The following is a 22,604-nucleotide window of genomic DNA, read 5'->3' as shown; positions in this document are numbered from 1 at the left end:
CCGGGCGCGAACAACGCGACGAGCAGCCCGAACACCGGCAGCACGCCCGCCACCACCGCACCGAGCTCCGCGACACCGCCGGCTCAACCGCCCGTCACCGCGAAAACGCCTGCGGCGACTGCCGCGCCGCCCGCGTCGCCGCCCTCGTACACCCCGAACACCCAGTTGCGCTTCGGCGGCTACATGGTGTTCCGCAACCTGATTCCGTCGCCGATGCTCGAGGCGCAAGCCGCCGAAGAGTTCGGCCAGATCGCGTACGGCGCCGAGCACGCCAACCGCCTGTACGGCGACGCCGATGCGCGCGTGACCCGCGTGCGGTCGATCGTCGAAAGAATGATTCCGTACTCGCTCAAATGGAACGAGCGGGCCAAAAACTGGAAGTGGGATGTGGCGGTGGTGCGCTCGCCCGATATCCGCATGTATTGTCTGCCGGGCGGCAAGATCGTCGTCTACGGCGGGCTGCTCGACCGCGTGCGTCTGAACGACAACGAACTCGGCATGCTGATCGGCCACGAGATCGCGCACGCGCTGCGCGAGCATGCACGCGAACGGCTCGGCCAGCTCCAGGCGAGCCAGCTCGATTCGACCGGCACGATCCCACAGCTATTCGGGCTGGCCGACCTCGGCGCTGCGCCCCTCGGGATCGGCTCGCGCCTGCTGGAAATGAAGTACGAAAGCACCGACGAAACCGAAGCCGACGTGATCGGCAGCGACATCGCCTCTCGCGCCGGTTTCGATCCGCGCGCGGCGGTCACGCTGTGGGACACCCTCGCGCAAGCAACGCGCGGCGATCGCGAGCGCGGCTTCATCTACGTGCATCCGTACACGCCGGCGCGTCGTCAGGACATCATCAAGCGCTTGCCGGACATGCTGCCGCTCTATGCGAAGGCGATCGGCAAGAGCGTGGACGCGCTGCCGGATTACGCGGGCATGGGCCGTCCGCGCCGCAAGCCGATCCGCGATTGACGGGCCGGCATTGAGCGACGCGGGCCGGGCGCTGCTTACTTCTTGAGCTCGTGATCGTAGTCGACGGTCAGCGGCGCATGGTCGCTGAACTTGATATCGCGGAACACGTCGGTGCGCTTCGCCTTGCCGGCGATGCCCGGCGTCGCGATCTGATAATCGATCCGCCACCCGACGTTCTTCGCGTATGCCTGCCCGCGATTGCTCCACCACGTGTACTGCTCCGGCCGCTGGTCGAGCGTGCGGAACACATCGACGTAACCCACTTCGTCGAACAGTTGGGTCAGCCACGCGCGCTCTTCCGGCAGACAGCCCGAGTTCTTCTGGTTGCTCTTCCAGTTCTTGATGTCGATTTCCTTGTGGACGATGTTCACGTCGCCGCACACGATCACTTCGCGCTCTTTCGCGAGTCCGGCGAGATGCGGCATGAACTCGTCCATGAAGCGGTACTTGGCCTGCTGGCGCTCGTCGCCGCTCGAGCCCGACGGCACATACACCGAAATCACCGACAGCTTGCCGAAGCGCAGTTCGACATAGCGCCCTTCCGGATCGAACTCCTCGCTGCCGAAGCCGATCACCACTTCGTCCGGTTCGTGACGCGTGTACACGCCCGCGCCGCTATAGCCCTTCTTCACCGCATGCTGAAAATAGCCGGTGAAATCGTGCGGCGCCATGAATTCCGGCGTCATGTCGTCCTGCGAGCATTTGATTTCCTGCACGCACAAGACGTCGGCGTTCTGCTCGCCGAACCATTCGAAAAAGCCTTTCTTCGCCGCGGAGCGGATGCCGTTCAGGTTGGCGGTAATCACACGCAACATGTCGTTCCTTTATGTTCGATTCGTTTCTGGAGCCGAAGGGCGCAGCCGGTCTCACTCGACCTTGATGCCCTTCAGGGATTCTTTGGGAGGCGGGTATTCGAGCTTCAGCGCTTCCAGCGCACGCAGCAGCAACTCGGCGACCATCACATTGCGATGCGTCTTCGAGTCGGCGGGGATGACGTACCACGGCGCGTAGTCGGTCGACGTCGCGGCCAGCGCGTCGCGATACGCCGACTGATACGCGTCCCACTGCTTGCGCGCGTCGAGATCGGCCACGTCGAATTTCCAGTGCTTGCTCGGGTCGTCGATACGCGCCTGCAGACGCTGGCGCTGCTCGTCTTTCGAAATGTGCAGCATGCACTTGACGATAGTCGTGCCGCTATACGCAAGCATCTCCTCGAACTGGCGAATGTGGCAGCAGCGTTGCTCGAACGCCTGCTCATCCAGTTCGCGGCGTACGGTGGGCACCAGCAGGTCTTCGTAGTGACTGCGGTTGAAGATCGTCAGCTCGCCGGCGGCGGGCGCCTGCGCATGCACGCGCCAGAGAAAATCGTGCGCCAGTTCCACCGGCGTCGGCGCCTTGAACGGCACGATGCGCAAACCGAGCGGGTCGACCTCGTGAAATACCGCGCGGATCGTGCCGTCCTTGCCGCTCGTGTCCATGCCTTGCAGCACCAGCAACACGCGACGCTTCTGCTGCGCGTGCAGGCACTCCTGCCGGATCTGGAGTTGCGTACCGATCTCGGCGAGCCGCTCGCGGTCCGCATCTTTCGAGCCGGTTGAAAATGGCTTCGCAGCCGTGTCGAAATCGTCCAGCGAGAATCGGGATTTTTTCTTGCCGTCGTCGAAATACGGCACGCGGAAATCGTCGAGTTCGGGTTGCTTTGCCATCCACACACTCCGTGATCTGCGTTCAGCGGTTCGAAAAACGCGCCAGCAAAATGAAACGGGCCGTTGCCCCACTTTCGTTTCCGGCAACAGCCCGTGATGGTCCCGGCGAAAACGCCCGAACCGCGCTTCTTCAACTCAGGACAGCTTCTTCTTCAGCAGTTCGTTCACCTGTGCCGGATTGGCCTTGCCCTTGGTCGCCTTCATCGCCTGACCGATCAGCGCATTGAACGCCTTTTCCTTGCCGGCGCGGAATTCCTCGACCGACTTCTGGTTCGCGGCGAGCACTTCGTCGATGATCGCTTCCAGCGCGCCGGTATCCGAAATCTGCTTGAGGCCCTTCGCTTCGATGATGCGATCGGCGGCGGCTTCGTCGGTGGCCTTCTCTTCCCAGATCGCGAGGAAAATTTCCTTCGCGATCTTATTCGAGATCGTGCCGTCGGCAATGCGTTGCAGCAGCAGCGCGAGTTGCGCGGATGACACCGGCGACGCGTCGATTTCCAGCCCTTCGCGATTCAGTTGCGACGACACTTCGCCCATCAGCCAGTTCGCCGCGACCTTCGCGTTGGCCGGGCCGACCTTGACGACCACCGCTTCGTAATACTCGGCCATCGCCTTGCTCGACGTCAGCACGTTGGCGTCGTAGGGTGTGAGGCCGTATTGCGACACGAAGCGCTGCTGGATCGCTTCCGGCAGCTCCGGCATCTGGCCTTTCACGCGCTCGACCCACGCCGCGTCGATCACGAGCGGCATCAGATCGGGGTCGGGGAAATAGCGGTAATCGTGCGCGTCTTCCTTGCTGCGCATCGAGCGCGTTTCGCGCTTGTCCGGATCGTACAGACGCGTTTCCTGCACCACCGTGCCGCCGTCTTCGATCAACTCGATCTGACGGCGCACTTCGTACTGGATCGCTTCTTCGAGGAAGCGGAACGAGTTCAGGTTCTTGATCTCGGCGCGCGTGCCGAATTCCGCCTGACCGACCGGGCGCACCGACACGTTCGCGTCACAGCGGAACGAGCCTTCCTGCATGTTGCCGTCGCAGATGCCGAGCCACGTGACGAGTGTGTGCAGTGTCTTCGCATACGCGACCGCTTCGGCCGCGCTGCGCATTTCCGGCTCGGTGACGATTTCCAGCAGCGGCGTGCCCGCGCGATTCAGATCGATGCCGGTCATGCCCGCGAAGTCTTCGTGCAGCGACTTGCCCGCGTCTTCTTCCAGATGGGCGCGCGTGAGGTTGACGATCTTCTCGTACGCTTCCTTGCCCGCCTTCTCATTGGCAGGCACCTGAATCGTCACCTGGCCGCCCTGCACCACGGGGATTTCGTACTGGCTGATCTGATAGCCCTTCGGCAGATCGGGGTAGAAATAATTCTTGCGCGCGAAGATGCTGCGCGGGGCCACCGTCGCGCCGATCGCGAGACCGAACTGGATTGCGCGTTCGACGGCGCCGCGGTTCATCACCGGCAGCGTGCCCGGCAACGCCAGATCGACGGGGCAAGCCTGCGTGTTCGGCGCCGCGCCGAACTGCGTGGCCGCGCCCGAGAAAATTTTCGATTGAGTCGACAGTTGCGCGTGGGTCTCCAGACCGATCACGACTTCCCATTGTTTGGTCATGGTGCTCACACTCCTGCCGGTGCTTTGCGGTGCCAGTCGGTCGCGCGCTGGAACGCGTCGGCCACTTGCAGCATCCGGGCTTCGTTGAAATAGTTGCCGATGATCTGCAGGCCCACCGGACGCTGCGCATTCGCGCCCGCGCCGAAGCCGCACGGCACGCTCATGCCCGGCAAACCGGCGAGGCTCACCGACAGTGTGTAGATGTCGGCCAGATACATCTGCACCGGATCGTCGCCCTTCGCGCCGAGATCCCACGCCACCGACGGCGCGACCGGTCCCATGATCACGTCGCACTGCTTGAACGCTTCCTGGAAGTCCTGCGCGATGATGCGGCGGATCTTCTGCGCCTGCAGGTAGTACGCGTCGTAATAGCCGTGCGACAGCACGTATGCGCCGACCATGATGCGGCGCTTCACTTCCGGGCCGAAACCTTCGGCGCGCGACTTCTTGTACATGTCGAGCAGATCGCGGTATTGAGCGGCGCGATGGCCGAAGCGCACGCCGTCGAAGCGCGACAGGTTCGACGACGCCTCGGCCGGCGCGATCACGTAGTACACCGGAATCGACAGTTCGGTTTTCGGCAGCGAGACGTCGACGAGCGTGGCGCCGAGCGCTTCGTACTGCTTCAGGGCGGCGTCGATCGATGCGCGCACGTCCTCGGCGAGACCCGCGCCGAAGTACTCTTTCGGCAGACCGATGCGCAGGCCGGCGAGCGGCTTGGCCGCGCCGCTGTCCTGCCACGGCTTGCCGAGATAGCGCGCGTAGTCTTCGTCGTCGCGCACGAGGCTCGTGGAATCCCGCTCGTCGAAGCCGGCCATCGCGTTGAGCAGCGTCGCGCAGTCCGCGGCGCTCTTCGCCATCGGGCCGCCCTGATCCAGCGACGAGGCGAACGCGATCATGCCGTAGCGCGACACACGGCCATAGGTCGGCTTGATGCCGGTGATGCCGGAGAACGACGCCGGCTGACGGATCGAGCCGCCGGTGTCGGTGCCGGTCGCGGCGGGCGCGAGACGCGCGGCCACCGCCGCCGCCGAGCCGCCCGACGAACCGCCGGGTACCGACTTGCGGTCCCACGGATTCTGCACGGGGCCAAAGTACGAATTCTCATTGGACGAGCCCATCGCGAACTCGTCCATGTTGGTCTTGCCCACGCATACCATGCCGGCGTTCTGCAGACGCGCGACCACGGTGGCATCGAACGGGCTTTCGTAGTTCGCCAGCATCTTCGAGCCGGCGGTGGAGCGCCAGCCCTTGGTGACGAACACGTCCTTATGCGCGATCGGCAGACCGACCAGCGGGCCGGCGTGGCCGGTGTGGAGCAGCGCGTCGGCGGCTTTCGCCTGCGCGAGCGTCAATTCGTGATCGACCTGGATGAACGCGTTCAGGCCATTGGCCGCGTCGATCCGCTTCAGGTACAGCTGCGCCAGTTCGACTGCGGAGCATTCCTTGGCCGCCAATGCGGCGCGCAGTTCGGTCAGACTTTTTTCATGCATTGCGTTTTATCCTGGAAAGCGCGGCAGCGCGGTCGCGCTGCCGTGGAGGCGTCCGGCTGCCCGCCGGCAAACCGGGCCGAGGAAGCCCGCGGTGGGCGCGCGCCGCTCGTGCGGCGTGGCACGCCGCAGGCTGGCAAGCCACGCCGGGCTTGCAGCGCGGGGCTTACTCAATCACCTTCGGCACGAGGTACAAGCCGTCCTGAACGGCCGGCGCCGGGCGCTGGAAGGCTTCGCGTTCGACCGTTTCGGTCACGGCGTCGTTACGCAGGCGCAGCGCGACGTCTTCGATCTGCTCGATCGGGTGGGCAAGCGGGGCGATGCCGGTGGTATCGACCGCCTGCATCTGCTCGACAAGGCCGAAAAAATCATTCAGCTGGGCACGCGTGTGCTCAGCGTCGGCGTCGGCCAGTTCGAGCCGCGCGAGATGCGCGATCCGTTTAACATCGGTCAGGGTCAGAGCCATGCAGTCACCGGAAATTGTGGTGGACGTTGCAGCACGAAGAAAACGACGCTGCAACAGCAAGTTACGAGGCAATAGGACAACCCCGAAAAAGGGGGTCGGCGGGGGCAAAAAGTGCCCTCCGTTTCCTTCAAAACATCCAAAATTATAAGGTATCATTACGCGTTCGACCCAAACCCGGACCGACTTACCAAGTCCTTTCTGAACATTTCCCAAAGATCGTTCGGATTTTTCTGATTTGGCTTCGCAACGGCCTCCGGTAGACTCCCTCGCAGTTTCAAGCTCAAGTGGCGTAGTGTCCGCCCGGTTGAAGCTGTTATTTTTCCGCTGCCGCCCTACGCAAACGTTGCGAGGCCCGGCCCCCAGCGAGACAGGATTTTGAATGTTCGGTTTTCTTCGCAGCTACTTCTCCAACGATCTGGCAATTGACCTCGGCACCGCCAATACGCTCATCTACATGCGTGGCAAAGGCATCGTGCTGGACGAACCGTCGGTGGTTTCGATCCGCCAGGAAGGCGGTCCCAACGGCAAGAAGACCATCCAGGCAGTCGGTAAGGAAGCCAAGCAGATGCTCGGCAAGGTGCCGGGCAACATCGAGGCGATCCGCCCGATGAAAGACGGCGTGATAGCCGACTTCACCGTCACCGAGCAGATGATCAAGCAGTTCATCAAGACAGCTCACGAATCGCGTATGTTCTCGCCGTCGCCGCGCATCATCATCTGCGTGCCGTGCGGTTCGACCCAGGTCGAGCGCCGCGCAATCAAGGAAGCGGCGCACGGCGCGGGCGCGTCGCAGGTTTATCTCATCGAAGAACCGATGGCCGCCGCAATCGGCGCCGGCCTGCCGGTGTCGGAAGCGACCGGCTCGATGGTCGTCGACATCGGCGGCGGCACGACTGAAGTCGGCGTGATCTCGCTCGGCGGCATCGTGTACAAGGGCTCGGTGCGCGTAGGCGGCGACAAGTTCGACGAAGCGATCGTCAACTACATCCGCCGCAACTACGGCATGCTGATCGGCGAGCAAACCGCCGAAGCGATCAAGAAGGAAATCGGCTCCGCATTCCCGGGTTCCGAGGTCAAGGAAATGGAAGTGAAGGGCCGCAATCTGTCGGAAGGCATTCCGCGCAGCTTCACGATTTCCAGCAACGAAATTCTCGAAGCCCTCACCGATCCGCTGAACCAGATCGTGTCGTCGGTGAAGATCGCGCTGGAACAAACGCCGCCCGAACTCGGCGCCGACATCGCCGAACGCGGCATGATGCTCACGGGCGGTGGCGCATTGCTGCGCGATCTGGACCGCCTGCTCGCCGAAGAAACCGGCCTGCCGGTGCTCGTCGCCGAAGACCCGCTGACCTGCGTCGTGCGCGGCTCGGGCATGGCGCTCGAACGCATGGACAAGCTCGGTAGCATCTTCTCGTACGAGTAAGCGAGCCCCTCTCCATGTCAGTAGCGCGGATCTGGCACACGGCCCCTTGCGGGCCGGTTTGCGTTGTTCGTCACCGGCTGCGCCAACCAGCCGCCGCGCGCTGAGCGCGCGTCCGTCGCGCGCCGCCGTCTCACCCAACTGTTCACGCCCCCGGCGCCGACCATGGAATACAGTCCGCCGCCCCTGTTCAAGCAAGGCCCTTCCGCACTGGCACGACTGCTATTTTTCGTCGTGCTGGCGCTAGCCCTGCTGATCTCCGATGCACGCTTCCAGACGCTCGAAATCGTTCGCGGCGTGCTCGGCGCGGGTCTTTATCCGTTGCAACGCGCGGCTCTGGTGCCGCGAGACATCTTCATGGGCGCTGCCGATCTCGCCGTGACCAGCGCCACACTGCGCAGCGAGAACGACAAACTGCACACGAAAGACCTGCAACTTTCGCAGCAAGCGAATACGGCGGCCGAACTCGCCGCAGAAAACGCCCATTTGCGTGCGCTGCTGCAACTGTCGCAGCGCGCGACCACGCAATCGCTGCCGGCTGAAATCCAGTACGACACGCGCGATCCGTTCACACAGAAGGTGGTTATCGGGCGCGGCGCGCAACAGGGCATCCAGAACGGTTCGCCGGTCGTCAACGAAGATGGCGTGATCGGTCAGGTGACGCGCGTGTTCCCGTTGCAGGCCGAAGTCACGCTGCTCACCGACAAGGATCAGGCGGTGCCGGTGCAGATCGTGCGCACCGGCTTGCGCAGCGTGATCTACGGTACGCCGAAGGGCGACACGCTCGACCTGCGCTTCGTGCCGATCAGCGCCGACGTTCAAACCGGCGACGAACTCGTCACCAGCGGGCTCGACGGGCTGTATCCGCCGGGACTGCCGGTCGCGAAGGTCGTGCGGGTCGACAAGCAGGCCGACACGGCGTTCGCGCGCGTGGTCTGCGTGCCGGTCGCGCCGGTGCGCGGCGCGCGTCAACTGCTCGTGCTGCACTACGTCAACGACGTGCCGCCGCGTCCGTCCGAAGAACCCGACGCGGCCACCACCGCGAAGGAAGCGAAGAAGAAGGGTGCCAAATCGGTGGACGGCAAGGGCGCAGCCGACAAATTTGCGACCAGGCCGGGGGAAAAAGCGGCCGAGAAGGCCGTGACTGAGAAATCCACCGCGAAGCCTGTCGAAAAAACGCCGGCCAAACCGGCCGCCGCGGAAAAGAAGTCCGCCGCCGCAGAAAAGAAACCGGTCCCCGAGAAGAGCGCGAAGCCACAAGCCGCGTCGGGAGCCAAGCCATGAACCGTCCGCAATACATCCTGCAGCCGGTCAATCCGTACTTCATCGCCTTCAGCCTCGCTGCGGCGTTCCTGCTGAACCTGATGCCATGGGGGCGCCTCGTCGGCGTGCCTGACTTCGTCGCGCTCGTGCTGCTGTTCTGGAACGTGCACCAGCCGCGCAAAGTCGGCATGGGCATCGCGTTTTTCCTGGGTTTGCTGATGGACGTGCACAACGCCAGCCTGCTCGGCGAGCACGCGCTGGCGTACACGCTGTTGTCGTACGGGGCGATCACGATCCACCGTCGCGTGCTCTGGATGTCGCTCGGCGTGCAGACCTTCGCGGTGATGCCGCTGCTGGTCGCCGCGCAGCTGGTGCCGTTCGTGATCCGTTTGCTGACGGGCGCGGCGTTTCCGGGCTGGGGTTACCTGATCGACGGTTTCGTCGAAGCCGCGCTGTGGCCGATCGCCAGCGTGCTCTTATTGATGCCGCAACGCCGCCCGGCCGATCCGGACGATACGCGGCCCATTTGATCCCGCATCGGTCTCGCCGGCCGTTCCGTTCCGATGGAACTCATCCGCCGGCCCGCCCGACGCACATCGCTGTTCATGCCTTCCGGTTCCGGCCGGATCAGGCGCACACTCATGATGGCCGTCGTCCGGCCTTTTGCAGAATCGCATGACCGAATTCAAGGACACTCAGCAACAGCTCTCGAAATTCCGCCTGCGCGTCGCGGCGGCGGGCCTGTTCGTGTTCGTCTGCTTCGGGCTGATCGGCTTCCGTTTCCTGTTCCTGCAGGTCTGGCACTACAGCAAATACTCGCTGCAGGCCGATGAGAACCGCATCTCCGTCGCGCCGATCGTGCCGAACCGCGGCATCATCACGGATCGCAACGGCGTGGTGCTCGCCAAGAACTACTCGGCCTATACGCTCGAGATCACGCCGTCGAAGCTGAACGACTCGCTCGAAAACGTGATCGACAGTCTGGCCACGGTGGTGTCGATCGATGCCCGTGACCGCCGCCGCTTCAAGAAGCTGCAGGAAGACTCGAAGAACTTCGAAAGCCTACCGATCCGCACCCGCCTGACCGACGACGAAGTCGCGCGCTTCACCGCGCAGCGCTTCCGCTTCCCCGGCGTCGAAGTGCGCGCGCGCCTGTTCCGCCAGTACCCGCTCGGGGCGACCGCGGCGCACGTGATCGGCTACATCGGCCGGATTTCGCAGCGCGACCAGGACCGTATCGACGACGCCAGCGATCAGAACGACAGCGATCCGGACCACTACGATCCGCGTCTGGACGCAAACAACTACAAGGGCACCGACTACATCGGCAAGATCGGCGTCGAGCAGAGCTACGAGACCGAACTGCACGGCCAGACCGGCTTCGAGGAAGTGGAAGTGACGGCCGGCGGCCGGCCGGTGCGCACGCTGTCGCGCACCCAGGCGACGCCCGGCAACAACCTCGTGCTGTCGCTCGATATCGGCCTGCAGCAGGTCGCCGAGCAGGCGTTCGCCGGCCGCCGCGGCGCGCTGGTCGCCATCGAGCCGGCAACCGGCGACGTGCTCGCGTTCGTGTCGGCGCCGAGCTTCGACCCGAATTCCTTCGTCGACGGCATCGACCAGCAAACCTGGGACGAGCTGAATAACTCGCCGGACCATCCGCTCCTGAACCGGCCGCTGCACGGCACCTACCCGCCCGGCTCGACCTACAAGCCGTTCATGGCGCTCGCCGCGCTGACGCTGCACAAGCGTACGCCGGGCTGGGGCTTCCAGGATCCGGGCTCGTATACGTTCGGTGGCCACACATTCCGCAACGACGTGCGCTCGGGCCAAGGCTGGGTCGACATGAACCGCGCGATCGTCGTGTCGAACGACACGTATTTCTACATGCTCGCGCACGACCTCGGCGTCAACAACATCGCCAACTTCATGAAGCCGTGGGGTTTCGGCCAGATCACGGGCATCGACATCTCGGGTGAGGCGCGCGGTATCCTGCCGTCGACGGAATGGAAGCGCAAGGCGTACCGTAAGCCCGAACAGCAACGCTGGTATGAAGGCGAGACCATCAGCCTCGGCATCGGTCAGGGCTACAACTCGTTCACCATTCTGCAGCTCGCGCACGCCACCGCGACGCTCGCGAACAACGGCGTCGTGATGAAGCCGCACCTCGTGCGCGACATTGAAAATCCGATCACGAAGGACACCCGCGCGGTGGTGCGTGATCCGAGCGACAAGATCGCGGTGAAGCAGTCGGACATCGACATCATCAAGCGCGCCATGGAAGGCGTCGTGACCAACGGTACGGCGTCCAAACTGTTCATCGGCGCGCAGTATCAGGCGGCCGGCAAGACGGGCACGGCGCAGGTCTATTCGTTGCAGGGCGCGAACTACAAGGGTCACGCGATCGCAGAGCATCTGCGCGACCACGCGTTGTTCATCGCGTTCGCGCCGGCCGAGCAGCCGAAGATCGCGCTCGCATTGATCGTCGAAAACGGCGGCTGGGGTGCGGAGTCAGCGGGTCCGATTGCGCGCAAGGTGCTCGATTACTACCTCGTCGGCAAGAACAAGCCGGGCGCCGAGGCGGCGGCCGTCGCGGCAGCGGCATCGGCGACCCAGGACGCGTCCGCGCCGCAGGTCGGCGACGCGCCCACACCGCAGGAAGGCGCGCAGCCGGTCAGAATCGCCGCAGGCTTCACCGCGTTGCCAATGCCCGGAGCGGCTTCGGCAGCGGCGGCAGCCTCTGCGGCTGCGGCGTCTTCTGCTGCGGCGAATGCCGCGTCCGCGCCGGCAGCGGCTTCCGCCGCAGCGGCGGCAGGTGCGTCGGCGGCGGTGCCCGCCTCCGCGTCCGCCGCCGCAAAGAAACCAGCGCCGCGCAAATCCGGCGCTCCGCATCAACCCCGTCCTGCCAGCGACCCGACGCCGACCGCCGTAACGCGCCCCGCCCCGTCGCGGGATGACGCCAACGAGGCCACGTCGCCACGCCAGCCGGTTACCGGCGGCATCGACGAGTAAGGAGAAAGGCATGCAATTCGACAAGCGCGCCTGGCTCGACCGCATCAAGCAGATGTTCGCGGGCTTCGACCGCCCGCTCGCCCTGATCGTGTTCCTGCTGTTGTGCGTCGGCATCGTCACGCTGTACAGCGCGAGTCTGGACGTCCCCGGCCGTGTGGAAGACCAGTTGCGCAACATCCTGCTGACGTTCGTGCTGATGTGGGGGCTCGCCAATGTGCCGCCCACCACGCTGATGCGCTTCGCGGTCCCGCTCTATACGTTCGGGATCGCGTTACTGGTCGCGGTGGCGATGTTTGGCCTCACGCGCAAGGGCGCGAAGCGCTGGATCAATGTCGGCGTGGTGGTCCAGCCATCGGAGATCCTGAAGATCGCCACACCGCTGATGCTCGCCTGGTACTACCAGCGCCGCGAAGGCGTGATGCGTTGGTACGACTATCTGGTGGGGCTTCTGATCCTCGCGGTGCCGGTCGGTCTGATCGCCAAGCAGCCCGATCTGGGAACGGCCGTGCTGGTGTTCGCGGCGGGCTTCTTCGTGATTTACTTCGCGGGCCTGAGCTTCAAGCTGATCGGGCCGGTGCTGATTGCCGGCGTGATCGCGGTCGCTTCGATTGCGGCGTTTCAGGACAAGATCTGTCAGCCGGAGGTGCAGTGGCCGCTGATGCACGACTATCAGAAGCACCGCATCTGTACCCTGCTCGATCCAACCTCCGATCCGCTCGGCAAGGGCTTCCACACCATTCAGGCGGTGATCGCGATCGGCTCCGGCGGCCCGCTCGGCAAAGGCTGGCTGAAGGGCACGCAAGCGCATCTGGAGTTCATCCCCGAGAAACATACCGACTTCATCTTCGCGGTGTTCTCCGAAGAGTTCGGTCTGGCCGGCGGAATTGTGCTGCTCACGCTTTACATGCTGCTGATCGCGCGCGGGCTGTATATCGCGGCGAACGGCGCGACGCTGTTCGGGCGGCTACTGGCCGGATCGTTGACGATGGCCTTCTTCACCTACGCATTCGTCAATATCGGTATGGTGAGCGGGATCTTGCCGGTGGTCGGCGTGCCTTTGCCGTTCATGAGCTACGGCGGCACCGCGCTGACGACGCTGGGGGTCGCGATCGGCCTCATCATGAGCGTCGCGCGCCAGAAGCGGCTGATGCAGAGCTAGCGCAGCGCGGGAGGCCACGCGGCGATGGTCGAAGATTGACGCTGGCTGGGGGGCTGGCCTGAACGAAGGATCAAAGTGCTTGAGGGGCGCACCGTTCACGGCAGCGCCCCTCTTTCATTTACTGCGGCTTCACTTCTTTCTGATCCCGCAACTGCGCGCTGAGCTGCTGATACTTCAGACGCGCCGCCGGATCGCCCTGCGCCGCCGCTGCCGCATAGTAGGCGCGCGCAACGTTCAGATTCTTGTCCACGCCGTCGCCGCCGCGTTCGTAGAACGAGCCGGTCACGTATTGCGCGGTCATGTCGCCACCCTGCGCCGCCTTCTTGTACCAGACGAACGCCTGCTTGTTGTCGCGCTCGGTGCCGCGCCCGTCGAGAAACTGGTTGGCCAATGCGAGCTCAGCCTGCACGTGGCCCTGTTGCGCGGCCTTCAGAAACCAGCGGTGCGCCTCGACCGGATCGCGCCCGACGAACTCGCCATCGTCGTACATCTTGCCGTACACGTATTGCGCGTGCGACATGTTGGCGTCGGCGGCCTTGCGCAGCCACCTTTTGCCTTCGTCGACATTGACCGGGGTGCCTTCACCGTTGAGCAGCATCATCGCGTAATTGAATTCGGCGAGCCGACTGCCGCGCTCGGCGGCCTTGCGAAACTCGGCAAGCGCCGCGCCAAGGTTGCCGGCGTTGTAGTCGGCCACCGCGGTTTGCGTCTCCGGATCGTTCGACTTCGCGACCCGGTCTTGCGCATAGGCGACCCCGCTCGCCACGCCGCTCATCAGCAACGCCGCCGTGACCACTGCCTGCGCGACGACTCCCTGCACCCTGCGCTTCATGACCTCACCTCCTGCAACGCCTGACGGGTCGCGCGCAACATCCACATGACGTCGGCGGCCAGCGCGATGAAACGAAACCCCGCATCGCGATGCTGCTTCGCGCTCGCGACGTCCATCGCGAAAATGCCGGCCGCGATGCCGGCTTTGTCGGCGGCGCTGACGATCCGTGCCATCGCCGCCTGCACGTCGGCATGCTTCGAATCACCGAGATGGCCGAGGCTCGCGGCCAGATCTGCCGGTCCGACAAACAGGCAGTCCACACCTGGCGTCGCCGCGATTTTCTCAACCTCCGCCAAGCCGCGCGCCGACTCGATCTGCACGATGGTCGCGATCTGCGCGTTGGCCGTCTGCACGTAGTCGCGCCGCATGCCGTAGCCCGACGCGCGCACCACCCCGGCGACGCCGCGCTGGCCGTCGAGCGCCTCGGCGGTCGGATATTGCGTGAGACGCACGGCGTAGGCCGCGTCGTCGGCGGATTCGATGTTGGGGAACATCAGCGTGCGCGCACCGGCATCCAGCACACGCTTGACGAGCCAGCCTTCGCTGGCGGGCACGCGCACCACCGGCTCGCTCGGCAGATGCGCGGCAGCAATCGCGCGCAGTTGCGAGGCGACGTCGCCGCTGTCGTTCGGCGCGTGCTCCATGTCGATCAGCAGCCAGTCGAAACCGGCGTGCGCGAGCGCTTCGGCGGCGGCGTCGCTGCCGAGCGACAGCCACAGGCCGAACAGCGGATCGGCTTGCGCCAGACGTTGCTTGAGGGGATTGGTGAAAGTGCTCATTGCCGCGCTCCGTGAGGGCGATCGCACGGATCGCCTGAAACGCGGGAAAACAGGACGGCCTGGTGGGGCCGGCAAGAACAAAGACGATGGCGCAGGCCGGTTCGGCCTGGGTGCCTGCTGCGACGCAATGCGGTGACCGGCATGTCTCGCTCCGTGTGGTTATCGGAGCGATCATACCGTGTCAATAACGCGGAGGTCAGGCCGTCCTCGAAGGGGACTTTCTATGGGCGCGCAACTGCGCCGTGAGGTCTAGTCGCGGACCACGTCGGCCCAGCAATTCGGCGTCTCGTACAGACGCACCTTGTGCAGGCGCAGATTCACGCCGTAGTGCGCGTCGTACACGTTCGCGAGAATATCGAACGCGACAGCGGCGAGGTTTTCCACGGTTGGAATGCGGTCGAGCACTACCGTCTTGTGGCCCGCCATGCTTTCCAGAAAGCCGCGCACTTGCGTGTCACCTTCGTAGACGAGGAACGCATGATCCCACCTGTCGACCAGATGCTCGTTGGCAAGCGATTTCACGTCGGCGAAGTCCATCACCATGCCGCGATCGGGCGCGCCTTCGGTGTCGACCAGATCGCCTTGCAGCGTGATTTCGAGCACATAGCGATGGCCGTGCAGATTACGGCACTGGCTGCGGTGATCGGGGATGCGGTGACCCGCGTCGAATTCGAGTTTTCGGGTAATCGTCAGCACGGCAAATCAGGGAATGTTCAGATACTTGTGGGTCTGCATCGACAGGCGCCATTGCGGATGGCGTTTGCACCACTCGATCGCGAGTTTGGTGTTGATGTCGCGCGACGGGCCGTCCATCGGCTGGACGAGGAAATACTCGAAGTCGAGCTTCGCATAGTCGGACAAGCGTTGGTTGTCTTGCGGGATCACGACCTTCAGTTCGTTGCCTTTGGTTACGACGAGCGGCGCGTCGGCCTTCGGGCTCACGCAGATCCAGTCGATTGTCTCGAGCACCGGCAGCGAGCCGTTGGTTTCGATCGCGATCTCAAAGCCCGCGGCGTGCAGCGCGTCGACCAGCGGCTGATCGATCTGCAACATCGGCTCGCCGCCCGTGCAGACCACGAAACGCTCGCCCTCGCCTTGCGGCCATTGCGACGCGACCATCTGCACCAGGTCTTCGGCGCTGCGGTACTTGCCGCCGTTCTCGCCATCGGTGCCGACGAAATCGGTATCGCAGAAACGGCACACGGCTTGCGCACGATCTTCCTCGCGGCCCGACCACAGATTGCAGCCGGCAAACCGGCAGAACACGGCCGGACGCCCGGCATTCGCGCCCTCGCCCTGCAACGTGTAGAAGATTTCCTTGACCGCGTAAGTCATGCTGCTTTCTGCCTTGTGTTCCTGAAAATGATGGGCTGCATTGCGCTGTTTCGTGCTGCGCCGGCTGTCAGAATGGCGACTCCGTGACCTTTTCGCCGGCCAGGTACGCTTCGTAACCGCGCTTGCGCAACCGGCATGCCGGGCATTCGCCACAGCCGAAGCCCCACGAATGCAGTTCGGCGCGCTCGCCGACGTAGCAGGTGTGCGTTTCGATGCGCACCAGTTCGACCAGTTCGTCGCCGCCCAGCTCGCGCGCAAGACGCCACGTGTCGGCCTTGTCGAGCCACATCAGCGGCGTTTCGAGCAGGAAGCGCGTGTCCATGCCGAGGTTCAGCGCGACTTGCAGCGCCTTCATCGTGTCGTCGCGGCAATCGGGATAGCCCGAGAAGTCCGTCTCGCACATTCCGCCGACCAGCACCTGCAAACCGCGCCGATAAGCAATCGCCGCCGCGATGGTCATGAACATCAGATTGCGGCCCGGCACAAACGTATTCGGCAAACCGTTGGCCGTGGCTTCGATCTCGATCTCGCGCGTCATCGCGGTATCGCTGATCGAGCCGAGCACCGACAGATCGATCATATGGTCTTCGCCGAGCCGCTCGGCCCACGCCGGAAACGTCCGCATGACAGCCTGACGGAACCCCTCGCGGCATTCAAGTTCGACGCGATGGCGCTGACCGTAATCAAAACCGAGCGTTTCGACCGTCTCATAGCGATCGAGCGCCCAAGCCAGGCACGTGGCGGAATCCTGGCCGCCGGAAAACAGCACGAGAGCGCTACGCTTAGCGTCTTTGCGGATCACCGTGAAACTCCGTGAATGATGAGTGCCGCGTCGCGCTGCGCGAGGTGCGCCATGCGAGCAACGCGGCGCGACGCGTGCCAGCACTGCTGCCGGCTCAAAGCAGTATAGGCCGCGCCTTCTGCGCGCAGAGTGGCTGGGCCTTATACCGTTAATCGTCGGGCGAAGGGTTCGGTGCGGATGGCGGCCTGTGCCGCGCGGCATCCAGGCGCGACGCAGGCGACACATTTGCCTGCGCGCAAGTCCTTGAACTGGCGCGATTTTATCACGCGACGCCAAATGCCGCCGAGCGCGCCCTGGCGCAACGTTCGCGCAAGCCGAAGCCACGAATACCCGTCAGAAAAGGAAAAGCCCCAGGAATCTTGCGATTTCCTGGGGCTGAATCCTGGTGGCCTGGGACGGAATCGAACCATCGACACGCGGATTTTCAATCCGCTGCTCTACCAACTGAGCTACCGGGCCAACGAAGAACGAAATGATATCAAGGGGTCTTCAGTATGACAAGCCCCTTCGTGAAAAAATACGTCGAGGGCGGGAGCAACGCGTGAAACGCCGCGCTCACACGCGTCCTCACTCCCCTTTGTTCTTGCCGAGATCGACGCCGAGCTGCTTGAGCTTGCGATACAAGTGCGTGCGCTCCAGACCGGTCTTCTCCGCCACGCGCGTCATGCTGCCGTTCTCGCGCGCAAGGTGATATTCAAAGTACGCGCGCTCGAACGCATCGCGCGCATCGCGCAACGGAATGTCGAACGAGATCGATGCCGTTTGCGCGGCCAGCGCGCCGCTGCCCATGCCGTCCGTGGACAGCATCGGCAACGCGGCCGACGACGCCACCGCTGACGCACTCACCGGCAACACCGGCTTGGCCGCTGCACCGCCGGGCACTCCGGCCGAATTGCCGCGCGCGAGACCCTGCTCGACGGCCTTCAGCAGCTTCTGCAGCGCAATCGGCTTCTCAAGGAAATTGAGCGCGCCGATCTTGGTTGCTTCGACTGCCGTATCGATAGTTGCGTGACCGGACATCATGATCACCGGCATGGTCAGTTGCCCTTGTGCCGCCCATTCCTTGAGCAAGGTGACGCCGTCGGTGTCGGGCATCCAGATGTCGAGCAGCACGAGGTCCGGCGCCTGGCGCAAACGGAACTCGCGCGCTTCCTGCGCATTTTCAGCGGCCTCTACGACATGCCCCTCGTCGCTCAGGATCTCCGAGAGCAATTCCCGGATGCCCATTTCATCATCTACCACCAGGATGGTTGCCATTTACGCTGCCCTTGTCTGCACTGTTGCTTTTGTCTTTCCCTGCGACGCACCGCTGCCGTGCGCCGGTCGCGGCCCTGTACCAGGTGCCGCGGCATCGTCCGCCAGTTGAAGGAAGAGGATCGAAATCTGCGCGCCTTCGATCACGTCGCCTGCTTTCATGCGATTGCGAATGTCGATGCGCGCGCCATGCTCGTCGACGATCTTCTTGACCATTGCAAGACCCAGACCCGTACCTTTGGCCTTGGTCGTGACATAAGGTTCGAATGCGCGCGTGAGGATGCGCGCGGGGAACCCCGGTCCGTTATCCGACACTGTCAGGCGCACCGCGACACGTACTTTGCCTTCTGTGTCGGGGTCTCCGTATTCTACTGTCCTCGTCTCGAGCAACACACGCGGATGCTCGACATCGGCTACCGCATCCTGCGCGTTCTGCAGCAGGTTGTGAATCACCTGGCGCAATTGCGTCGCGTCGCCGCGAATCGCGGGCAATGCGGCGAGCTCCACCTGGATCGCGCCCTTGCCTTCTTCGATACCGTACAGCGTGAGCACTTCGCTGACCAGATCGTTTAACTGCAGATGCGCGAGCACGGCCGGGGGCGTGCGCGCGTAGTCGCGGAAATTGTCGACCATCTGTTTCATCGCGGCGACCTGGTTGACGATGGTGGTCGCGCCGCGCTTCAACACGTCGGCGTCGGACGGTGACAGCTTGTCGGCGAGCTTCATCTGCAAACGCTCGGCGGAGAGCTGGATCGGCGTGAGCGGATTCTTGATCTCATGCGCGAGCCGTCGCGCGACTTCACCCCATGCAATCGAACGCTGCGCGGAGATCACGTCGGAGATATCGTCGAACACCACCACGTAGCCGGAGGTCTGCATGTCTTCGGCATCGCGGTCCGTCGCGGAGACGAGGCGCGCGCCACGCACGAGCAGCGTGAGCGGTTCGGTTTCGCCCGGCACCTGAATCGAGAACTGCTGCTGCCAGTGGCCGCGATCGTCGTGACCGTCGCCGCTTGCCGCTTCGCGATCGGCAAACGCCTTGCGGACCATGCCGCCGAATTCGCTCAACGCGCCGATCTGATCGAGCGACGAACCGAGCACGGTCTGGAACGGCTGACGGAAAATCCGCTCGGCGCCACGATTCGCGGTGGTGAGCCTGAACTGCCGGTCGAACACGAACACACCCGCGGTCAGATTCGCGAGGATGCTTTCCAGATACGCCTTCGAATGTTCGAGCGCGATGCGGTTATTCTCGACCGCCGCGCGCGCTTCGGACAACTGCCGCGTCATCGCGTTGAACGACTGTGTGAGAAAGCCCAGCTCATCGCGCGATTTGATTTCGCGCTTCGGCGTGTAATCGCCTTCGGTGATTTCCTTGGTGCCCTGCGCGAGCAGGAACAGCGGCCGCGCCAGCTGATTGCCGAGCGCGAGCGCCAGCATCATCGCGATGAAGGTGGCGAGAAACAGCGCGAGCGTCAGCGTGCCGATGTACATCTTGCGCAAGCCCGTGCGGCCGAGCGCCTTCTCCTGGTACTCGCGATAAGCGCGCTGCACCGCGTCCGCGTTACGCGCGAGCGACGGCGATACCGGCTGCGTGAGTTGCAGGAAGCGTTCGGCCGGCTGCAACAGCGAAGCGTTCGAGTCGGGGATGCGCTGCACGACGCGCAGGCGCAGCACGCCCTTGCTGCCATGCGCTTGCGGATCGCCGTCCACTTCGCCTTCGATCGCCGCGTAGCCGCGGCCGCGCGCCTGTTCGATCATCAGCGGCGTGGGCAGGTCGTTCGACACGAGCATCGCGTAATTGCCGGAGGCCTGCGCAACCACATGCATGTCGGGTGTCGCGCCCGACATGCTGCGCGTGGGCTCGACGATGATCGCGTCCTGCACGCCGAACTGATCGCGCAGACGCAACAGCGTGAGCGTGGTGCCGGCGGCGTCTGCGCTGGCGATCTGCTCGGACATGAGGCGGCCCTTGGTCTGCAGGTCAGACAGCGACGCGTCGAGCATGCCGCGCCCGAGATTCAGACCGGCCGTGAGCGCGGTTTCGACATTGACGTCGAACCACGATTCGATACTGCGCGACACGAACTGATACGAGACCACGTAAATGATCCCGCCCGGCACCACGCCGACCAACGCCATGAAGAACGCAAGTTTCGCGAGTAGCCGCGTGCCGAACTTACCCTTGCGCAGCCGCACGATGATGATGATGACGAGCGCCGCCACCACCAGCAGGAAGATCATCGCGACCGCGACATTGGCGCCGTACAGCCACTGGTAATAGCGGTCGAAGAATTCGGTATTCGCGCTCGCGGCCGCCAGCAGCACGAGCAGCAGCACGGCCGTCACCGCGACCGTCGACACCAGCACGCGCACGACGATGCTGCTGACACTGGTGGTTGAGCGCACTTTATTTAGCACGTTCGGTCGCCGTGAAGGTAAAGCGCTTCCATTCGGAGGCGAGGTTCCAGTCGCGGTTGTTCACCGCGTCGATCTGGAACGGCTTGGGCATCAGCGCGATGTCGAGCTGCATGCGCACCGACGCGTTGTACGTCTCGCCGACCCGCACCTGATTGCGCTCGATCACATGCCATGACGTGACGTGCTTGATCACGGCGAGCGCATCCTTGAGCGTGCTGAAGGCGAGCTGCAACCCGCCGGACGACACGCTCGAGACCCGGTATTCGCGCGTCAGCGGCTGGAACGACAGGCGAATGCTCTGCGACACGCTCACGGGCTGCTCGTCGAACCAGTACCAGCGCGGCCGGCTCAGTTCGAAGTCGGTCGTGAAATAGAGCGGAATGCCTTTATTGACGGCGTCTTCGAGATTGCTGTTGAGCTCAAAGTCGAAACGCGCGTCGAGACTCCAACCACTGCTGTCGGCTTGCAGCGATGCGCGCTGCACCGCGATCGAATCAGCGTGCGCCGCGCCCGGCGCTGCAAGCCATACGGCCAGCGCGATCCAGAGCACGGCAGCGAGCCGAAGCGGGAAGAAGCGTTTGATGGTCACCGTTTCTGAAAGCGCGCGTAGAAGAATCCGTCGTGGTCTGAGTTCGCGCCGGCGCTGTCTTCAGCGGATTGTCCGGCATGGGAACCGGCCGAGGTATCGGCGGGCGCGCGGGCGACTGAAGGTAAAAGTTGCCCTGGCGCGTCCAATCGTACCGCATCCTGATACTTGTTTCCAAACCACTGCGCCTGCAATTCGCCTTCTTCGGGAAAGATCGAACACGTAACGTAGAGCAACTCGCCGCCTGGCTTCACGAGCGGCCAGAGCGCATCGAGGATGCGGCGCTGTTCTGCGACCAGTGCGGGAATATCGGACGCGCGGCGCAGCCAGCGAATGTCCGGATGACGCCGCACGATGCCCGATGCAGAACACGGCACGTCGGCAAGGATGCGGTCGAACGGCTGGTCGATATCGTCGTGCCACTTCGCGGGCGTGCCCGCATCGCCGATGCGCACTTCCGCTTCGAGCTTGAGCCGCAGCAGGTTTTCGCCGATGCGGCGCGCGCGCGACGCATCGCTTTCGAGCGCCACGAGCTGCAGATTCGCGAGTTCGAGCAGGTGGCCGGTCTTGCCGCCTGGCGCCGCGCACGCGTCGAGCACGCGCATGCCGTCACGCACGCCGAGCAGTTGTGCCGCGAGTTGCGCGCCGGCGTCCTGCACCGAGACGACGCCATCGTTGAAACCGGGGATGCGGTCCACCGGCATCGGCGTGTCGAGCCTGACGGCGTAGTCGCCGGCCCGGCTCGCGGCGATGTGATGGCTCTGCAGCACTTGCAGGTAGGCGTCGACCGTCGAGCGGCGCGCGTTCACGCGCAGCGTGAGCGGGCCTTGCGTGTTGCCGGTCGCGAGCACCGCTTGCCACCCGTCGGGCCATGCGCGCCTGACGGCGTCGATCCACCAGGCCGGATAGTTCCAACGTGCGACTTCGTCGGCTTGCGCGGCGCTCAGCAGTGCCTCGCGCTCGCGCAGGAAATTGCGCAGCACCGCGTTGACCAGCCCCTTCGCGAACGCGAATTCGCGACGCGCAGCGATTGCGCTCACCGCCTGATCGACCACGGTGAACGGCGCGTAGGCGGCGCTCACTTCATCATCGACCAACAGCGCGAGCGAGCAGGCGAGCACATGGCCGACATGCGGCGGCGGCGCTTTCTTCACCAGCTTCGCGATCAGCCATTCGGCGGTCGCGAGACGCCGCATCGTGCGGTACGCGATGTCCTGCACCGCGCCGCGCGCGGCGGCGGCGTTGCCCTCGGGCGCGGACACGAAGACGGATTGCAGCGCGGCCGGCAAGGCCGCGCCGAGACGCACGGCGCCGACAGCCTGGGCGGCGCAGTCGAGCGCGAAACCCAGCGATTCGGGCGCGAGATGCAATATCGACAAACGGGATTCGCGCGGACGTGCCGACGGAGAAGCAGAACGCGAAGAAGGCTTTGATGTCATGAAAGAGGCAAAGGCAGGCCGCGCGGTGCGCGCGGCGCAATCAGCACACATTGTAGCGTGGCGTCG

At 64.2% G+C, this 22,604-nt stretch carries 20 protein-coding genes and 1 tRNA gene; 6 read left to right on the top strand and 15 right to left on the bottom strand.

Annotated features, from left to right (window positions below):
* Nucleotides 1-966, top strand: a 966-nt coding sequence (locus CIC12_RS10380) for a M48 family metallopeptidase (RefSeq protein ID WP_238812507.1), incomplete at its 5' end; no start/stop codon positions are given.
* A gap of 35 nt (nt 967-1,001) precedes the next feature.
* Here the strand turns inward: CIC12_RS10380 and CIC12_RS10375 are convergent.
* The 5 genes from CIC12_RS10375 to gatC all read right to left on the bottom strand — a co-directional run bounded on the left by CIC12_RS10375 (nt 1,002) and on the right by gatC (nt 6,239).
* Nucleotides 1,002-1,781, bottom strand: a complete 780-nt coding sequence (locus CIC12_RS10375; protein ID WP_168664035.1) for an exodeoxyribonuclease III — start codon at nt 1,779-1,781, stop codon at nt 1,002-1,004.
* A 51-nt stretch (nt 1,782-1,832) separates the two neighbouring features.
* Nucleotides 1,833-2,672 (bottom strand): PPK2 family polyphosphate kinase, encoded by an 840-nt coding sequence (locus CIC12_RS10370; protein ID WP_168664034.1) that lies wholly within the window; start codon nt 2,670-2,672, stop codon nt 1,833-1,835.
* Between the two features lie 135 nt (nt 2,673-2,807).
* On the bottom strand, nt 2,808-4,283 hold the full coding sequence (gatB, locus tag CIC12_RS10365) for an Asp-tRNA(Asn)/Glu-tRNA(Gln) amidotransferase subunit GatB (protein WP_168664033.1): 1,476 nt from the start codon (nt 4,281-4,283) through the stop codon (nt 2,808-2,810).
* A gap of 5 nt (nt 4,284-4,288) precedes the next feature.
* Nucleotides 4,289-5,776, bottom strand: a complete 1,488-nt coding sequence (gatA, locus tag CIC12_RS10360) for an Asp-tRNA(Asn)/Glu-tRNA(Gln) amidotransferase subunit GatA (protein WP_168664032.1) — start codon at nt 5,774-5,776, stop codon at nt 4,289-4,291.
* Nucleotides 5,777-5,939: 163 nt separating this feature from the next.
* The gene (gene gatC, locus CIC12_RS10355) at nt 5,940-6,239 is read right to left on the bottom strand and encodes an Asp-tRNA(Asn)/Glu-tRNA(Gln) amidotransferase subunit GatC (protein ID WP_074762686.1); all 300 of its coding nucleotides are present in this window, start codon (nt 6,237-6,239) and stop codon (nt 5,940-5,942) included.
* Nucleotides 6,240-6,618: 379 nt separating this feature from the next.
* Between gatC and CIC12_RS10350 the strand changes: the two genes are divergently transcribed.
* The 5 genes from CIC12_RS10350 (at nt 6,619) to rodA (ending at nt 13,090) form a co-directional block, all read left to right on the top strand.
* Nucleotides 6,619-7,662 (top strand): rod shape-determining protein, encoded by a 1,044-nt coding sequence (locus CIC12_RS10350; RefSeq protein ID WP_004189550.1) that lies wholly within the window; start codon nt 6,619-6,621, stop codon nt 7,660-7,662.
* A 162-nt stretch (nt 7,663-7,824) separates the two neighbouring features.
* Nucleotides 7,825-8,943 (top strand): rod shape-determining protein MreC, encoded by a 1,119-nt coding sequence (gene mreC, locus CIC12_RS10345; protein ID WP_168664031.1) that lies wholly within the window; start codon nt 7,825-7,827, stop codon nt 8,941-8,943.
* The gene (gene mreD / locus CIC12_RS10340) at nt 8,940-9,452 is read left to right on the top strand and encodes a rod shape-determining protein MreD (RefSeq protein WP_168664030.1); all 513 of its coding nucleotides are present in this window, start codon (nt 8,940-8,942) and stop codon (nt 9,450-9,452) included. Before mreC ends, mreD begins: the two co-directional genes overlap by 4 nt.
* Before the next feature lie 145 nt (nt 9,453-9,597).
* Nucleotides 9,598-11,931, top strand: a complete 2,334-nt coding sequence (gene mrdA, locus CIC12_RS10335) for a penicillin-binding protein 2 (RefSeq protein ID WP_168664029.1) — start codon at nt 9,598-9,600, stop codon at nt 11,929-11,931.
* A 10-nt stretch (nt 11,932-11,941) separates the two neighbouring features.
* The gene (gene rodA, locus CIC12_RS10330) at nt 11,942-13,090 is read left to right on the top strand and encodes a rod shape-determining protein RodA (protein WP_168664028.1); all 1,149 of its coding nucleotides are present in this window, start codon (nt 11,942-11,944) and stop codon (nt 13,088-13,090) included.
* A gap of 118 nt (nt 13,091-13,208) precedes the next feature.
* Here the strand turns inward: rodA and CIC12_RS10325 are convergent, their stop codons facing one another.
* The 10 genes from CIC12_RS10325 to rsmB form a co-directional block, all read right to left on the bottom strand.
* Nucleotides 13,209-13,922 carry a tetratricopeptide repeat protein gene (locus CIC12_RS10325; RefSeq protein ID WP_168664027.1) on the bottom strand — a complete coding sequence of 238 codons (714 nt, stop codon included), beginning with the start codon at nt 13,920-13,922 and terminating at the stop codon, nt 13,209-13,211.
* Nucleotides 13,919-14,701, bottom strand: a complete 783-nt coding sequence (locus CIC12_RS10320; RefSeq protein WP_168664026.1) for an HpcH/HpaI aldolase family protein — start codon at nt 14,699-14,701, stop codon at nt 13,919-13,921. The genes CIC12_RS10325 and CIC12_RS10320 overlap by 4 nt, the downstream gene beginning before the upstream one ends.
* Before the next feature lie 249 nt (nt 14,702-14,950).
* Nucleotides 14,951-15,394, bottom strand: coding sequence for a 6-carboxytetrahydropterin synthase QueD (gene queD / locus CIC12_RS10315; RefSeq protein WP_121319172.1), 444 nt, complete (start codon nt 15,392-15,394; stop codon nt 14,951-14,953).
* A gap of 9 nt (nt 15,395-15,403) precedes the next feature.
* Nucleotides 15,404-16,036: a 7-carboxy-7-deazaguanine synthase gene (queE, locus tag CIC12_RS10310; protein ID WP_168664024.1), complete on the bottom strand. Its 633-nt coding sequence runs from the start codon at nt 16,034-16,036 to the stop codon at nt 15,404-15,406.
* Nucleotides 16,037-16,103: 67 nt separating this feature from the next.
* Entirely contained in the window at nt 16,104-16,838 is a 735-nt protein-coding gene (queC, locus tag CIC12_RS10305; RefSeq protein ID WP_168664023.1) for a 7-cyano-7-deazaguanine synthase QueC, read from the bottom strand.
* A 383-nt stretch (nt 16,839-17,221) separates the two neighbouring features.
* Nucleotides 17,222-17,297 (bottom strand) — tRNA-Phe (locus CIC12_RS10300).
* Nucleotides 17,298-17,405: 108 nt separating this feature from the next.
* Nucleotides 17,406-18,095 (bottom strand): response regulator transcription factor EsaR, encoded by a 690-nt coding sequence (esaR, locus tag CIC12_RS10295; protein ID WP_168664022.1) that lies wholly within the window; start codon nt 18,093-18,095, stop codon nt 17,406-17,408.
* The gene (locus CIC12_RS10290) at nt 18,096-20,513 is read right to left on the bottom strand and encodes an ATP-binding protein (RefSeq protein ID WP_168664021.1); all 2,418 of its coding nucleotides are present in this window, start codon (nt 20,511-20,513) and stop codon (nt 18,096-18,098) included. It lies immediately after the preceding gene.
* A complete protein-coding gene (locus tag CIC12_RS10285) occupies nt 20,503-21,102 on the bottom strand; it encodes a DUF4390 domain-containing protein (protein WP_121319170.1) in 600 nt (199 codons plus the stop codon). Before CIC12_RS10285 ends, CIC12_RS10290 begins: the two co-directional genes overlap by 11 nt.
* Nucleotides 21,099-22,538 carry a 16S rRNA (cytosine(967)-C(5))-methyltransferase RsmB gene (rsmB, locus tag CIC12_RS10280; RefSeq protein WP_168664020.1) on the bottom strand — a complete coding sequence of 480 codons (1,440 nt, stop codon included), beginning with the start codon at nt 22,536-22,538 and terminating at the stop codon, nt 21,099-21,101. The genes CIC12_RS10285 and rsmB overlap by 4 nt, the downstream gene beginning before the upstream one ends.
* Nucleotides 22,539-22,604: the final 66 nt, after the last annotated feature.

The organism is Paraburkholderia sp. SG-MS1, assembly GCF_012275575.1.
Taxonomy (GTDB): domain Bacteria; phylum Pseudomonadota; class Gammaproteobacteria; order Burkholderiales; family Burkholderiaceae; genus Paraburkholderia.
Note: the sequence above shows the minus strand (reverse complement) of the source record. Positions and strands in the feature narration are given on the sequence as shown.

Excerpts from the sequence above, each read along its gene's own strand:
- rsmB (WP_168664020.1), bottom strand. The coding sequence starts at position 22,538 with ATGACATCAAAGCCTTCTTCGCGTTCTGCTTCTCCGTCGGCACGTCCG.
- gatA (WP_168664032.1), bottom strand. The coding sequence starts at position 5,776 with ATGCATGAAAAAAGTCTGACCGAACTGCGCGCCGCATTGGCGGCCAAG.
- gatC (WP_074762686.1), bottom strand. The coding sequence starts at position 6,239 with ATGGCTCTGACCCTGACCGATGTTAAACGGATCGCGCATCTCGCGCGG.
- CIC12_RS10370 (WP_168664034.1), bottom strand. The coding sequence starts at position 2,672 with ATGGCAAAGCAACCCGAACTCGACGATTTCCGCGTGCCGTATTTCGAC.
- mreD (WP_168664030.1), top strand. The coding sequence starts at position 8,940 with ATGAACCGTCCGCAATACATCCTGCAGCCGGTCAATCCGTACTTCATC.
- CIC12_RS10375 (WP_168664035.1), bottom strand. The coding sequence starts at position 1,781 with ATGTTGCGTGTGATTACCGCCAACCTGAACGGCATCCGCTCCGCGGCG.
- rodA (WP_168664028.1), top strand. The coding sequence starts at position 11,942 with ATGCAATTCGACAAGCGCGCCTGGCTCGACCGCATCAAGCAGATGTTC.
- mreC (WP_168664031.1), top strand. The coding sequence starts at position 7,825 with ATGGAATACAGTCCGCCGCCCCTGTTCAAGCAAGGCCCTTCCGCACTG.
- queE (WP_168664024.1), bottom strand. The coding sequence starts at position 16,036 with ATGACTTACGCGGTCAAGGAAATCTTCTACACGTTGCAGGGCGAGGGC.
- gatB (WP_168664033.1), bottom strand. The coding sequence starts at position 4,283 with ATGACCAAACAATGGGAAGTCGTGATCGGTCTGGAGACCCACGCGCAA.
- CIC12_RS10325 (WP_168664027.1), bottom strand. The coding sequence starts at position 13,922 with ATGAAGCGCAGGGTGCAGGGAGTCGTCGCGCAGGCAGTGGTCACGGCG.
- CIC12_RS10320 (WP_168664026.1), bottom strand. The coding sequence starts at position 14,701 with ATGAGCACTTTCACCAATCCCCTCAAGCAACGTCTGGCGCAAGCCGAT.
- mrdA (WP_168664029.1), top strand. The coding sequence starts at position 9,598 with ATGACCGAATTCAAGGACACTCAGCAACAGCTCTCGAAATTCCGCCTG.
- CIC12_RS10350 (WP_004189550.1), top strand. The coding sequence starts at position 6,619 with ATGTTCGGTTTTCTTCGCAGCTACTTCTCCAACGATCTGGCAATTGAC.
- esaR (WP_168664022.1), bottom strand. The coding sequence starts at position 18,095 with ATGGCAACCATCCTGGTGGTAGATGATGAAATGGGCATCCGGGAATTG.